This is a genomic window from Sporosarcina jeotgali, from assembly GCF_033304595.1.
Taxonomy (GTDB): Bacteria; Bacillota; Bacilli; order Bacillales_A; family Planococcaceae; genus Sporosarcina; species Sporosarcina jeotgali.
In genome coordinates this window covers 2215486-2229974 of the sequence record NZ_CP116341.1, presented here as the reverse complement: position 1 = coordinate 2229974, position 14489 = coordinate 2215486, and the positions used below count along the sequence as shown (strand labels likewise).

15 protein-coding genes and 1 riboswitch are annotated in these 14489 nt (G+C 43.8%); of the genes, 14 read left to right on the top strand and 1 reads right to left on the bottom strand.

Annotated features, from left to right (window positions below):
- Position 1: 1 nt before the first annotated feature.
- The 13 genes from PGH26_RS11080 (at position 2) to PGH26_RS11020 (ending at position 12854) form a co-directional block, all read left to right on the top strand.
- On the top strand, positions 2 to 826 hold the full coding sequence (locus PGH26_RS11080; protein WP_323691144.1) for a sulfite exporter TauE/SafE family protein: 825 nt from the start codon (positions 2 to 4) through the stop codon (positions 824 to 826).
- A complete protein-coding gene (locus PGH26_RS11075; RefSeq protein WP_323691143.1) occupies positions 823 to 2205 on the top strand; it encodes a bifunctional metallophosphatase/5'-nucleotidase in 1383 nt (460 codons plus the stop codon). The genes PGH26_RS11080 and PGH26_RS11075 overlap by 4 nt, the downstream gene beginning before the upstream one ends.
- Positions 2206 to 2259: 54 nt before the next feature.
- On the top strand, positions 2260 to 3027 hold the full coding sequence (gene yunB, locus PGH26_RS11070; RefSeq protein ID WP_323691142.1) for a sporulation protein YunB: 768 nt from the start codon (positions 2260 to 2262) through the stop codon (positions 3025 to 3027).
- 54 nt (positions 3028 to 3081) lie between these two features.
- Positions 3082 to 3262: riboswitch (Lysine riboswitch) on the top strand.
- 132 nt (positions 3263 to 3394) lie between these two features.
- Positions 3395 to 4972, top strand: a complete 1578-nt coding sequence (locus PGH26_RS11065; protein WP_323691141.1) for a Na+/H+ antiporter NhaC family protein — start codon at positions 3395 to 3397, stop codon at positions 4970 to 4972.
- A 292-nt stretch (positions 4973 to 5264) separates the two neighbouring features.
- Positions 5265 to 6449 carry an ABC transporter substrate-binding protein gene (locus PGH26_RS11060; protein WP_323691140.1) on the top strand — a complete coding sequence of 395 codons (1185 nt, stop codon included), beginning with the start codon at positions 5265 to 5267 and terminating at the stop codon, positions 6447 to 6449.
- Between the two features lie 79 nt (positions 6450 to 6528).
- Positions 6529 to 7404, top strand: coding sequence for a branched-chain amino acid ABC transporter permease (locus tag PGH26_RS11055; RefSeq protein ID WP_323691139.1), 876 nt, complete (start codon positions 6529 to 6531; stop codon positions 7402 to 7404).
- A gap of 13 nt (positions 7405 to 7417) precedes the next feature.
- Positions 7418 to 8368, top strand: a complete 951-nt coding sequence (locus PGH26_RS11050) for a branched-chain amino acid ABC transporter permease (protein ID WP_323691138.1) — start codon at positions 7418 to 7420, stop codon at positions 8366 to 8368.
- Positions 8358 to 9134: an ABC transporter ATP-binding protein gene (locus PGH26_RS11045; protein WP_323691136.1), complete on the top strand. Its 777-nt coding sequence runs from the start codon at positions 8358 to 8360 to the stop codon at positions 9132 to 9134. The genes PGH26_RS11050 and PGH26_RS11045 overlap by 11 nt, the downstream gene beginning before the upstream one ends.
- 2 nt (positions 9135 to 9136) lie before the next feature.
- Positions 9137 to 9844, top strand: coding sequence for an ABC transporter ATP-binding protein (locus PGH26_RS11040; RefSeq protein ID WP_323693517.1), 708 nt, complete (start codon positions 9137 to 9139; stop codon positions 9842 to 9844).
- A gap of 411 nt (positions 9845 to 10255) precedes the next feature.
- On the top strand, positions 10256 to 11185 hold the full coding sequence (gene lipA, locus PGH26_RS11035) for a lipoyl synthase (RefSeq protein ID WP_323693516.1): 930 nt from the start codon (positions 10256 to 10258) through the stop codon (positions 11183 to 11185).
- Positions 11186 to 11191: 6 nt separating this feature from the next.
- Positions 11192 to 11551 carry a YutD family protein gene (locus PGH26_RS11030; RefSeq protein ID WP_323691134.1) on the top strand — a complete coding sequence of 120 codons (360 nt, stop codon included), beginning with the start codon at positions 11192 to 11194 and terminating at the stop codon, positions 11549 to 11551.
- Between the two features lie 87 nt (positions 11552 to 11638).
- Positions 11639 to 12103, top strand: a complete 465-nt coding sequence (gene hepT / locus PGH26_RS11025) for a type VII toxin-antitoxin system HepT family RNase toxin (protein WP_323691133.1) — start codon at positions 11639 to 11641, stop codon at positions 12101 to 12103.
- Positions 12090 to 12854 (top strand): TIGR01457 family HAD-type hydrolase, encoded by a 765-nt coding sequence (locus tag PGH26_RS11020; protein ID WP_323691132.1) that lies wholly within the window; start codon positions 12090 to 12092, stop codon positions 12852 to 12854. Before hepT ends, PGH26_RS11020 begins: the two co-directional genes overlap by 14 nt.
- A 120-nt stretch (positions 12855 to 12974) precedes the next feature.
- On the opposite strand, the gene PGH26_RS11015 is transcribed toward PGH26_RS11020, so the two are convergent.
- Positions 12975 to 13211 (bottom strand): YuzB family protein, encoded by a 237-nt coding sequence (locus tag PGH26_RS11015; RefSeq protein ID WP_323693515.1) that lies wholly within the window; start codon positions 13209 to 13211, stop codon positions 12975 to 12977.
- Between the two features lie 139 nt (positions 13212 to 13350).
- Between PGH26_RS11015 and PGH26_RS11010 the strand changes: the two genes are divergently transcribed.
- Positions 13351 to 14415 carry an NAD(P)/FAD-dependent oxidoreductase gene (locus PGH26_RS11010; RefSeq protein ID WP_323691131.1) on the top strand — a complete coding sequence of 355 codons (1065 nt, stop codon included), beginning with the start codon at positions 13351 to 13353 and terminating at the stop codon, positions 14413 to 14415.
- The last annotated feature ends 74 nt before the right edge of the window (positions 14416 to 14489 follow it).

The following is a 14489-nucleotide window of genomic DNA, read 5'->3' as shown; positions in this document are numbered from 1 at the left end:
GATGGAATACGTATTGCTGATCATCATCGGAATGCTGTCAGGAGTGGTTGGTTCACTCGTTGGTCTGGGTGGCGGAACGATTTTTGTACCTGTCACGATATTAGTCGGAATTGACCTAGGCTGGATTCCGCATGTCACTCCGCAGACGGTTGTCGGGATGTCCGTCATCATGATGGTATTCAATGGATTGTCATCGACGACATTTCATATGAAAGCCAAAACTGTCGATTATAAAAGCGGCCTCATTTTCTTCGCCGGAAGTGTGCCAGGGACAATAATGGGTGCTTTCTTCAACAAAAGCCTGGATTTGGGCTCCTTCAACTTATATTTCGGGATTTTACTTATCTTTTTAGCGGGTCTTTTGTTAGTTAGGAAGTATTTAAAACCAATCAATTGGTTCGTGGATCATGGAAAGAAAATTGCATTTACGGATCCGCAAGGTGAAACGCACGTCTATGGGTATCCCATCTGGTTTGCCCTGCTTCTTACATTTGTCATCGGATTAATGTCAGGTCTTTTTGGAATCGGCGGAGGAGCGATGATTGTTCCAGCAATGCTGTTGTTATTCCTTTTCCCTCCGCACGTTGCTGTAGGGACATCGATGCTTATGGTATTTTTGTCTGCACTCATTAACTCAGGAACTCATATCTACTTAGGTCACGTCCCGTGGCTGTACTCACTTGCTGTCATCCCTGGCGCCTATATCGGAGGAACGCTCGGATCGATGCTGAACAAAAAGATGAGCTCGGAAACACTAGTAGTCGTGTTACGTGTGTTATTGCTCTTATTCGGAATTAATTCAATAATTGATGGGATTTGGGGATGAGAATGATCGCTGAAAACACAGAAACCATTCATATTTATCATACAAACGACATTCATAGTCACTTTGAAAATTGGCCGGGGATCAGTGAGTTTTTGTTGAAACAACGGGCGCACCACGAACGAGAAGGGGAGTCCTGTTTTGTTTTCGATCTTGGTGATTACGTCGATCGCTCCCATCCATTCACCGAAGCGACCGAAGGTAAAGGAAATATCGAACTGTTGAATCGCGCTCGATATGATGCTGTGACAATTGGCAACAATGAAGGGATCACGCTGGCGCATAGTGCGTTAGCGGAATTATATAAGAATGCTCAATTTGACGTCGTCGTTGCAAATTTGCTGAATGAAGATGGGGAGCCGCTTGACTGGGCTTCTCCTTATACGGTGTTTACAACTTCGAGCGGCTTGAAAGTATCGGTGATCGCGGCAACTGCTGAATACGAATTATTTTACAAGAAGCTTGGGTGGACGATACAAGAGCCTCGCAGCATTTTGAGGAAACTCGCATCAGAACTGCGCAGCACGTCGGATTGTGTCATTTGTCTTTCCCATTTAGGTGTCCATGAAGACCGCTTGCTGGCAAATGAGACACCTGATATCGACGTGATCTTAGGCGCGCATACGCATCATTTGTTTGTACACGGAGAACTCGTTGGAGAGACACTCCTTGCTGCGACCGGGAAGTTTGGACAGTATGTCGGTCATGTGACACTGACTGTCCGAGCGGGACAAGTGGTTAATAAAAGCGCGGCTGTCATTCCGGCTGACGAGCTGGAAGCAGCAACAGATGGACTTAACGCAATCCAGAAGATGATTGACGAAGGCACAAAAGCGTTAGATAAAGAGGTATTCGTGACTCCCGCAATGCTTAAGCAAAACTTATTTGGGAAAAGTCCGCTGTCCGAATTCTTCGGTCAAGCTCTTCTTGCCTATACGAAAGCAGACTGCGGTTTATTCAATGCAGGGATTTTTCTTGGCAGTCTGCCCAAGGGGACAGTCACGAAAAGAGATCTGCACCGGGTGCTTCCGCATCCTATCAACGCTTGTGTACTCACTGTTAAGGGCGAAGCGCTGCGTGATTATTACGTAGCATCCTGCCATCCCGATTGGCCGCGGACGGAAGTGAGAGGGCTTGGTTTTAGAGGGACGCTCATGGGCGTCATGATTCACGAAAATTTCACGATGAAGAACGATGAACTCTACGTGGATGGAAAGCTAGTGGATCCGCTCGCAGATTATAAATTAGCCACGTTAGATATGTTTACGTTTGGGTTCTTTTATCCAAATATGAAATTTGAAAAGATCGACTACCTGGTTCCTGAACTCATTCGAGACATTACAGGATGGTATGGACAAAAGGAACTCGGAACAACTTCATAATAAGGAATAAGCGGCTTCTCCCCTTCATATCGTGGAATAGGGAGGCGTCGCTTTTTGAGATTTCATATGCAAGCTCCTAAAAAACGAAAACCTAAAAGAAGATGGCTTAAATTCATTATCCCTGCGCTTCTTTTGACGATAATCGGAAGTTTTTTCTACTTGAATATGAAATTAAAGCCCGTGTACATGAATTATGCGGAAGTACAAACGCGTAAAATAGCAGCACATGTCATCAGTCAGGCAATACAATCAAGATCAACAAGTGTGCTGGATGCAAATGATGTACTCTTAAACATTCCAAACGAAACGAATGATACGGTTACCATGAAAGTCGATGCAGAAACTATCAATCAGATTATGGCTGAAATCCATGAACTTGTTGAACAGCATCTAGAGCGTGCAGAATCTGGGGATCTTGAAATGTTGCCGCAGAGTGATGGGATGAAATTCGATACGGAAGAGATGGAAAAGCACGGAGGCGTTGTGTTTTTTGTTCCAATTGGTCAAGTCGCTGATATTCCTTTGCTAGGTAACCTTGGCCCTAAAATCCCAATTCGTTTTCATATTGTGGGAGATGTACATGCGGACATAGATACAAAATTAACGGAGTACGGAATTAATAATGTTTACATGGAAGTAAATATGAAATTGACCGTGAATGTCCAAATCATTATTCCAATCGCAACAAAACAAAGCACCGTGGTTCAGCAATTCCCGATTGCAATCGGGATCATTCAAGGGGTTGTGCCGCAAATCTATACTAAAGGGGGCCAGAGTCCAGCAAATATCGAAATCCCGCTGCAAGATGTAAAGAAGCCATAAGTCGCCTTGCATGTTAATTCGATTATTGTTATGATGAAAGAGTAATAACGTAATCGATAGGGTAGAGGCTGCATTGTTTAAGAGTACCGCATGCGAGAATGACATCGCAGACCATGCGCGAAAGGAAGCATTGCCGAAGTCTGATGGAACGTCAATTCCATGAGGCTGGGGTCATTTCGAAAAGGGATGGCACTGTCAGGGACAGCTGGATTGTCCATGATGAGCTACAATCGTCAGTGTGATAACGAAAGTGATTATCAAACAACGACATGTAGACAGCCGGTACCCGGTCCACTTGAACAAAGTGAAACGGGTACCGGCTTTTTGTTTCCCCGGTTACATCAACAACTTCAAGGAGGAGATTGGAATGATTGGAACTTGGTTATCGATTCTGCCGCCAGTGATCGCCATTGTAATGGTGCTCACGACAAAGCGGGTGCTGCTTTCACTCGGTGCAGGAATTTTGTCCGCTGCATTACTAGTCGCTTCCTTTGCACCAGTGGAAACATTGACGCAGTTAGGCAAAGCGCTCATCGTCTCATTTTGGGCAGATGGAGAGTTGAACACGTATAATATTTTCATTATGCTTTTCATATTATTGTTAGGTGTCATTACGGCACTTGTTAGTCTGTCAGGCGGGAGCCGCGCCTTTGCGGAGTGGGCTGTAACACGCATCCGAACTCGCCGCAGTGCAAAACTTCTTACGATAGTTTTAGGAATTGCAATCTTTGTAGATGATTATTTCAATGCACTTGCGGTAGGTCAAATCGCACGTCCGATTACCGATCGGCATAAGGTTTCTCGTGCGAAATTAGCGTATTTCATCGATTCTACATCAGCACCAATTTGTGTGATTTCGCCAGTATCGAGCTGGGGAGCATTCTTAATTGGCCAGCTTGCAATTATCCTTGCGACGACGGCAACGGTTAATTATTCACCGTTATCTGCGTTTCTGATGATGGCTCCGATGAACTTCTATGTAATTGCTACATTAGCGATGGTATTCTTCTTCGCTTGGACGAATATCGACTTTTTCGCGATGAAAGATCATGAAAAGCGTGCGGAAGAAAAGGGAGAACTGTTTGATCCTGAAAAAGAGATTCCGGGTCAATTGAAAGATGAGTTCCCAGAGCACACGCATGGCCGTGTAAGAGATCTAGTGGCACCGATTGTGACACTGGTAGCTGTAACATTGGCTTCGATGGTCATTACAGGATACAGAATCGGCGGAGAGTTGAATCTATGGACGATCTTTGAAAATACAGATGTCCCATTGTCCTTGGTTATCGGCGGACTTGCAGGTACTGCAATTGCGATCATTCTATACGCTTCACAATTCAAGGTGAATCAGACTGCCTCTGCAGGGCTGATCGGCCAGGCATTTGTCAGCGGTGTAAAAGCGATGATGCCTGCAGTGCTTATTCTTATTCTAGCTTGGTCACTCACTCACTTAATTGATATTTTAGAAACTGGTTTATTCTTATCAGAGGTAGTTGCGAAGTCTAATATACCTGTAGCCTTTTTGCCGGTTGTGCTGTTTGTATTAGCTGGTTTAATGGCATTCTCAACAGGAACGTCTTGGGGCTCATTCGGAATCCTGCTTCCGATTGCAGGGACGATTATGGTGAATGCAGCACCGGAATTACTATTACCTGCATTATCCGCAGTCCTTGCAGGTGCCGTGTTTGGTGATCACTGTTCACCGATTTCAGATACAACAATCCTTTCGTCAACAGGAGCAGGAAGCAATCATATCGATCACGTTTCCACACAATTGCCTTACGCGCTGATGGCAGCCGGAATTGCGACTGGCGGGTACATTGTTCTTGGTCTGACAGGATCGATTTGGATCGGTCTTGCTGCCGTAGTTGTCATTCTAGCGGCTTTGTTTACTATTTGGAATGTTAGAAGTTCAAAAAAAGTTGTTAGCGTAACAGCAGAGTAATGACAAAAAAGGTATTCCCGGATAGTTGTGAGGAATACCTTTTTTGTGTCTAGAAAAGATTTAACGTCTAGGAAATTAGCAATAGTTCCCACTATCTAGAAGGCAGAAGAGACGGGAACCGAAACAATTTAACAATCTAGTAATAAGATTTTGAAAATTTGTATAGACTGAATAAGAAGTTTGTTTTAGAATAGGGATACAGAAAGAAAAGAAAGGGTGCGAATGTCGCCACTCGGACTAAGGATGTCCTTTCTGTCGTAATTTCAGAATAGTTAAATAAGGGGGAAGAGAAATGAAGTTTAAAAGAGCATGGAGTTTATTAGCAGCGATGACGCTTGGCGTTGGTCTCCTCGCAGGTTGTTCTCAAGGAGAAAAGGACGGGGCATCCGGATCGAAAGACAGTGATGAGATTAAAATCGGGGTCAACCTCGAACTATCTGGTGCAGTTGCTTCATACGGAACATCTGAAGCGGACGGCATTCAGCTTGCAGTAGATGAAATCAACGAAGACGGCGGAATTGACGGCAAGAAAATTAAGCTCGTAAAGATTGATAATAAATCGGATGCTGCTGAAGCGACAAACGCAGCCATCAAATTGATAACTCAAGAACAAGTGGTTGCAATCATTGGCGCGGCAACAAGCGGAGCTACAGTTGCACAAGCCCAAATTGCCAATGATAATAAGACGCCGCTCATTAGTCCTTCTGGAACAAGCCCGACCGTGACTGTGAATGAAAAAGGTGATGTGAATGAGTTCGTATTCCGTACTTCATTCATCGATCCTTTCCAAGGGACTGTTGCAGCGAATTTCGCGGCGAATGACCTAGGCGTTAAAAACGTTGCCATCTTCTCTGATAACGCGAGTGACTATTCAAAAGGTCTCGCTTCATCGTTCAAAGAAGACTTTGAAAAAGCAGGCGGTAAAATTGTTGCTGAAGAATCTTATGTTGCTAAAGACTCTGACTTCCGTTCAACATTGACTCGTATCAAGTCAGCAAAACCGGAATTCATCTTCATCCCAGGATACTACGAAGAAGTCGGCTTGATTGTTAAGCAAGCACGCGAAATGGGGATTGACGTTCCGTTGATGGGTGCTGACGGATGGGATTCTCCAACATTGCTCGACCTTGCAGGAGCAGATGCTCTGAACAACACGTATACAACGAATCACTATTCTTCTGACGACCCAGATGGCGCAGTAAAAGCGTTCAATGATAAGTTCAATGAAGAGTATGGAAAGTCTCCAGATGCGTTCAACGCACTTGGATACGACACTGTGTACTTGTTGAAAGATGCAATCGAACGTGCAGGAAGTGTTGATTCTACAAAAATTAAAGACGCGCTTGCTGAAACAGATGGACTTGATCTTGTAACAGGTAAATATTCAGTGGATGAAAACCACCACCCGATTAAATCGGCAACGATCCTTGAGTATAAGGATGGCGAGCAAGTATTCAATACGAAGGTGAATCCTTAATTTCATGAGGGGTGGGGAGCTCTCTCCCCGCCTTCTTTTTTTGGAAGATTGTAAGATGAGGAAAAAGGAGTGAGACTTCATGGAATGGCTACAGCAACTCATCAACGGTATTTCTTTAGGCAGTATTTACGCACTTATTGCGTTAGGGTATACGATGGTTTACGGCATTATCAAGTTAATCAACTTTGCACATGGTGAAGTGTTCATGATTGGTGCATTCATTGGATATATCTCGATTACTGGATGGGGATTAGGCTTTTTTCCCGCACTTTTACTATCAATGGCGATCTGTGCAATCATCGGAGTCATCATAGAACGGATCGCATACAAACGTTTGCGAAATGCCACACGGATTGCCGCTCTCATTACAGCAATCGGTGTATCGCTTCTCATCCAAAATGGAGTGATTTACTTCAGAGGTGCACAACCTGCAGCTTACCCTGATGTGTTTGCAAACAAATCATTTAACCTGTTCGGTGCACAAATCAGTACACAGGCAATTCTTATTTTGTCGGTTTCCGTAGTCCTCATGCTGATTTTGCAGTTCATTGTACATAAGACAAAGATCGGAAAAGCGATGAGAGCTGTGTCGTATGACGCTGAAGCCGCAAAACTAATGGGCATCAATGTAGACAATACGATTTCTGCAACATTCGCAATCGGATCAGCACTTGCTGGTGCTGCAGGCGTCATTTTCGGGATTTACTATACGAAAATTGATCCATTGATGGGCGTTATCCCAGGTTTGAAAGCGTTTGTCGCAGCTGTACTCGGCGGAATCGGAATTATTCCAGGAGCGGTTGCAGGCGGACTTGTCCTTGGCGTGGTCGAAACGGTTGTTAGCGCACTTGGATTCTCCTTGTGGCGTGATGCTGCGGCGTTCATCATTTTGATTTTAATCTTAATCTTTAAACCTTCTGGCATCTTCGGTAAAAACACAAGAGAGAAAGTGTAGGTGAATTGAAATGATGAAAAAGTCTAAGCAGTTTTGGGTCTTTGCCGTTTTAGCGATTGCGATCTATGCTGCTGTCCAGTTCATGATCAGTGGCGGATTCTTAAATAATTTCTATTCCAATACACTGATCTTCATGGGGATCAATATCATGCTGGCAGTCAGTTTGCACTTGGTCATCGGAATTACGGGGCAATTCTCACTTGGGCATGCTGGTTTCCTGGCAGTCGGAGCTTATGTATCCGCAATTATGACGATGAAACTGGACCTGCCATTCTTTGCAGCGATTCTCATTGCAGGGATTGCAGCAGCCCTTGCCGGACTCGTCGTTGGAATTCCAAGTTTGCGGTTACGCGGTGACTATCTAGCCATTGCAACCCTTGGATTTGCAGAAATTATTCGAATCATTTTCTTGAACATCGATTATGTTGGCGGAGCAGCTGGGATGCAAGTGACACACTTGACGACATGGACATATACATTCATATGCCTTTTCGTAACCATTCTAGTCATCGTGAACTTCACGAATTCCAGACATGGCCGAGCGTGTATCGCAGTGCGGGAAAACGAAATTGCAGCAGACGCCATGGGCATCAATACGACATATTACAAAGTTCTTGCATTCGCAATTGGATCGTTCTTTGCGGGTGTGGCAGGTGCGTTATATGCACACAACTTTTACATTATCCAGCCTGCGAACTTCGGATTCTTGAAATCGATTGATATTTTGATCTATGTGGTTCTTGGAGGTTTAGGAAGCCTTTCAGGTGCAATTGTTGCAACTATTCTTCTTACGATTGTATCGACATTCCTTCAAGACTTCCCTGAGACCCGAATGATCATTTACAGTCTTGTACTCATCATCGTTATGTTATACCGTCCGCAAGGATTAATGGGCAAAATGGAGTTTACAGACTACTTGAAGATGTGGATGCGTCCGAAAAGGGGGAGTCAGCATGAGCAGTGAGGTTTTGTTAGATGTGCAAAACGCAGGCATCCAATTCGGAGGGCTAAAAGCAGTTTCAGGTTTCAATATGAAAATCAATAAAGGTGAGTTAGTTGGGTTGATTGGACCGAACGGTGCAGGTAAAACAACTAGTTTCAACTTGTTAACAGGTGTTTATGTCCCTACGGAAGGCAATATTTTCTTTGATGGCAAAAAAATCAATGGACTCCCGCCTTTTAAAGTGACACGTTTAGGGATGAGCCGCACATTCCAAAACATCCGTTTGTTTGACGAACTTTCTGTACTGGATAACGTAAAAGTTGCTTATCATTCCCTCGCGAATGATTCAGTTATGAGCTCAGTTTTCCGTTTGCCATCCTATTTCAAAAACGAGCTTGAGATGGAAAACAAAGCGATGGAGTTTTTGAAAATCTTCGAACTCGATAAATATAAAGATGAAACTGCTAAAAATCTTCCTTATGGGAAGCAGCGCAGATTGGAGATTGCCCGGGCACTGGCAGCGAATCCGCATTTGTTGCTGCTGGATGAACCGGCTGCCGGGATGAACCCGTTTGAAACGAAGGAGCTTATGGATCTCATCGCCTTTATTAGAAAGCAATTTGGACTGACGATTCTTCTGATTGAGCATGATATGAATTTAGTTATGGGAATCTGTGAACGAATTTACGTTCTTGACCATGGAGTTCTGCTAGCGGAGGGATCGCCAGAAGAAATCCGGAACAATCCAAAAGTGGTTGAAGCGTATTTAGGGGAGGAAATTGTATGAGCATGCTGAGCATCCAAGATTTGAACGTCTATTACGGCAGCATTCATGCATTAAAAGGCGTTTCTCTCGAAGTGAATGAAGGAGAAATTGTTACTCTGATTGGCGCGAACGGTGCAGGCAAGAGTACGTTGCTGAAAACGTTATCTGGCTTACTGAAGCCGAAAGAAGGTACCATCCACTATCAAGATTCAGTGATAAGCGGTAAACCGGCTCAATCCATCGTGAAATTGGGGGTCTCTCAAGTGCCTGAGGGAAGACGGGTCTTCGCTGATATGACGGTGGAGGAAAATATTGAATTGGGTGCCTACTTAAGAAAAGATAAAGAAGAAATTGGGAAAGACTTCAAGAAAGTCTACAGTATTTTTCCGAGACTGTATGAACGCCGTAAACAAACTGCGGGAACGCTCTCAGGCGGAGAGCAGCAAATGCTTGCGATGGGAAGGGCAATCATGGCGCGGCCAAAGCTGCTTCTATTAGATGAGCCGTCCATGGGATTGGCGCCGCTTATGGTTAAAACCATTTTTGAAACGGTTAAAGATATTAGTAAAGCAGGAACCACGATTCTGTTGGTTGAACAAAATGCGCACATCGCACTTTCAATCGCGGATCGCGGATACGTAATTGAAACGGGCAGGGTTATTTTGTCAGGAACTGCAGCTGAATTACAAGCAAGTGAAGAAGTGAAAAATGCTTATTTGGGCGGTCACTAAACAACTGAATTCAGCTAAGGAAAAGCGTCCATTATAGGGGCGCTTTTCTTGTTGCAGCCCTTTAGATATCAAGTTGTTCGCTTTCTGAATATATGTTACATTATTGGAAGTGGGGAAAACAGAAACGTTTAACTAAATTCAGCAATAGTTTTCCTCTTCTATAATAGCGGTATGAATGCGAACTTTTTTCTTTTTCGTGGGGATAAAATTGGCTGAATTAAGTTAAAGGAAGGCAACCTAAGTGCGCCACATCCTGTGGCGCAGGTTGCATGACCGACATCGTGTCGGCCCGCGGATGTCACAGATTTTTAAGGGAGCTTTTCGAGCTCGCTCGAAAAAAATCTGGCCGTAATGACGCCAAGGCGCAATTGATATGGAATGGAGCTGAAGACTTTGTCTTGCAAACCAGGGGTGGAAAATAAAAAAGAGCATATCCGGAAACCGGATTGGCTGAAAATCAAGTTGAATACGAACGAAAACTATACCGATTTAAAAAAGTTGATGCGTGAAAAAAATCTTCATACGGTTTGTGAAGAAGCGCGCTGTCCGAATATCCATGAATGCTGGGGAGAGCGCCGAACGGCTACATTCATGATTTTAGGAGATACGTGTACTCGTGCCTGCCGTTTTTGTGCGGTGAAAACGGGCTTGCCAACAGAGCTCGATTTAGCAGAGCCGGAACGTGTGGCGGATTCTGTTGCGTTGATGAATTTAAAACATGTCGTCGTAACTGCAGTTGCTCGTGATGACCAAAAAGACGGCGGATCTGGTGTGTTTGCAGAAACTATCCGTGCCATTCGCAGAAAAAATCCGTTTGCAACAGTCGAAGTACTTCCTTCTGATATGGGAGGAGAGTATGATAATATTAAGCGATTGATGGATGCAAAACCGGATATATTGAATCATAATATTGAAACGGTTAGACGGATGACTCCGAGAGTCCGTGCGCGTGCTAAGTATGACCGCTCATTAGAGCTGCTTCGCCGTGCAAAAGAAATGTATCCGGATATTCCTACTAAGTCTTCGATTATGCTTGGTGTGGGCGAGACGTGGGATGAAATTTTAGAAACAATGGATGATTTACGCGCCAACCAAGTCGATATTATGTCGATTGGTCAATACTTACAACCAAGTAAAAAGCACTTAACTGTACAAAAATATTACACGCCAAAGGAATTCAAGGAACTCTTTGAAATTGCGATGAGTAAAGGCTTTTCGCATTGTCAATCAGGCCCGCTCGTTCGTTCAAGTTATCATGCCGATGAGCAAGTGAATGCTGCGGCGAAAGAACGTCAGCTCAGAGGCGAAGAGATGCTGGATTCCTTGACTGTGAAAGGCTGAGTCGACATGACAGAACGACTAATTACGTTGGATCAGTACGAATTCGAGATTATCGTAAATTTCCGGGAAGGTTTTGACAATGAAGCACTGATGAGTCGATACAGTGAGATTCTGTTGAAATACGATTATATTCTGGGAGACTGGGGATATGGACAACTCCGTCTTAAGGGATTTTTTGATGATCGGAACGCGAAAGCAACTTACGAAACAAAAATCAGTACGCTGCAGGATTATCTATACGAATACTGCAATTTCGGCTGTGCCCATTTTATTTTGAAAAAGTTAGGGAAAGTAAAGCAGGATCAAGTGGATGCTGATGCGAAACAGGAATCTCCTGCAGCTGATGAAATTCCACAAACGTCATAACCCATTTTACTCGGGCGTCTTGGAGAATTCTCTGTGACGTCCGTTTCGGTATGTTCAATATAGGAAGACACTTGAGGAGGAACTAGCATGTATTTTATCGACCGGAAGAAAATTAGTGAAACACTCGCTTATATGGAAGAACTTCTTGCACAATTTTCAAGTGAGTCGAATTGGCAGGACAGTATGTTGAAGAAGCTGGCACTTGAACGGATTGCACAAAGTCTCATCGAATCCGTTATTGATGTTGGAAATTCAATGATCGATGGTTTTATCATGCGAGATCCTGGAAGTTATGAAGACATTATCGATATTATGGAAGACGAAAAAGTGATTGACAGTGAGATGGAAAAACCGCTTAAAGAAATAATTGAATTACGTAAAATGCTCGTACGTGACTTTATGAAAGTCGATTTGGCAGTAGTGGAGAAAACCATTTCTTCAAGCTATTCTTCACTCGAAAAGTTCCCGAGTTTTGTGCTGACATATTTGGAGAACGAATTAGGACCCGTATCTGCATTTCTTCCAGAGGATTCACCGCATGGAACGTTATAAGACGATTTGCTTGGATCTGGATGGGACCGTCTATAAAGGAAGCCAAGCAATTCCAGAGTCGATTGCTTTCATCCGATCGTTACAGCAAGCTGGAATTGAGCCTTATTTCATTACGAATAATTCCTCCCGTACAGCACTGGAACAGCAGCAAAAACTGAAAGTACTCGGCGTTGAAACCGCAGAACGGCAAATCATGACTTCTGCGATTGCCAGCGCGAAGTATTGTGCCCAGCACTATACAGGAAAGACCGTTCAAATGATTGGAGAATCTGGATTACGTGAAGCGTTACTCGACGAGGGAATTACACTCGTCGACGCTGACGGAGAGATCGTGATCATGGGAATCGATCATGAAATTACATATGATAAATTGGCTTCAGCATGTCTGTCTATTCGAAAAGGTGCACACTTTCTCGCAACAAATGGAGATCTTTCATTACCTAACGAAATGGGGCTGGTCCCTGGCAACGGCGCATTCATTGAACTCGTTAAAGCGTCAACTGGAGTGACACCGACGATTCTCGGAAAGCCGCAATCGTACATGCTGGAATTTATTCAGCATCAAAGTGGCGCAAACAAAGAGGAGATGATCATGATCGGCGACAATTATGAAACGGATATTCTATCAGGCATCCGTTTCGGTATCGATACAATCCATCTCCAAGGCGGCGTCACAGCACTTGAGGAAGTTTTAACTAAAACGGATGCCCCGACCTATATGTTTAAAACACTTGCCGAATGGGATATGTGAGGACAACTCTTAATGGCTTATTGAAGTTTTTATATTGGTTTAAAAGAGGAACGATTCATAGTAGAGGACAACAAAAGGACTTGCCCGCAACTCGGACAAGTCCTTTCGTATTTTCCTATTTTAAAAGAGAGGATTCTCTTCTATGAACTCATAAATCTTCTCTGTCAGTTCAGCTGGCGTATCCGCTTCAACGACTTCACCGTTCACAAGTGCATACAGTGACTCCGCACACTTCGTGCAGTAACTCAAACAGCCGTATTCCAGAACGTCCAGATTCGGATCCTTCTCAAGTGTCTCTAGTGTCTCTTGAGAACCATTGGCTAAATTACTAATGCAAAACTCAACTATCGGGTTCACACCCATCACCTCACCTTTTACGATCGTACTCTTTTTTTCTTTACTCGTCAAAGCCCTTGCCTTATTGTGAAGAACGTCACAAACTGTTATACTCATACGTGAGGAAAAGACGGAAATCTCTCATACAAAGGAGACTATCATGAAAAAATTGCTATTATTAGGTGCCGGATACGGTAATATGCGAATCTTACTGCGAGTATTGAACAATTTGCCAGCAGATGTAGAAGTGACATTAGTAGACCGCACATCATTCCACAGTTTGAAAACAGAATTCTATGCACTTGCTTCAGGTACTGTACCCGATAGTGAAGTGCGTGTTGCACTCCCGACGCATGAACGATTGAAAGTAGTGGAAGGGGAAATTGCAGGAATTGAAGTTGGAGAGAAATGCGTTCTTCTTACAGATGGCAGACAACTAGACTACGACCAGCTAGTTATTGGTCTGGGCTGCGAAGACAATTACCATGACGTGCCAGGTGCTGACGAGTTCACGTACAGCATTCAAACGATTGGTCAATCTCGCGAAACGTACAAAAAGCTTTTAAATCTAAATGGCGGCGCAACAGTCGGCATTGTTGGAGCGGGCCTGAGCGGTATTGAACTTGCGAGTGAATTAAGAGAGAGCCGTTCTGATTTGAATATCAAATTATTCGACAGAGGACCGCGTATTTTACGTGACTTCCCGGAACGCTTGAGTAATTACATCCAAAGTTGGTTTGAGAAAAACGATGTAGATGTCATCGCCAACTCAAACATTACAAAAGTTGAGATGAATCTGCTTCATAACCACGAAGACCAAATTGCAGTGGATGCCGTTGTTTGGACTGCCGGTATTCAACCGACGAAAGTCGTTCGTGAATTAGACGTGGAAAAAGACAAGTCAAACCGTATTGTGCTAAATCAGTATCATCAGATTCCGAACTATGAAGATGTATACGTTGTAGGAGACATCGCTTCACTTCCTCATGCGCCCAGCGCCCAGTTAGCTGAAGGACAAGGGGAACAAATTGTTACTGTACTCAAACATACTTGGAATGGTGAAGCCCTCCCAGAGAAGATGCCAGAGATCAAACTCAAAGGATTTATGGGATCACTTGGTAAAAAACAAGGTTTTGCATACTTAGCGGATCGCACGGTAACTGGAAGAATTGCACGGCTTTTGAAATCCGGAGTGCTATGGATGTATAAGTGGCATAATGGCTAATCGTTCAAAATGAAAAAGCGTGAAGACAGAATTCTGTCTTCACGCTTTTTTCTAAAGGGAATATCTTAAAGTTC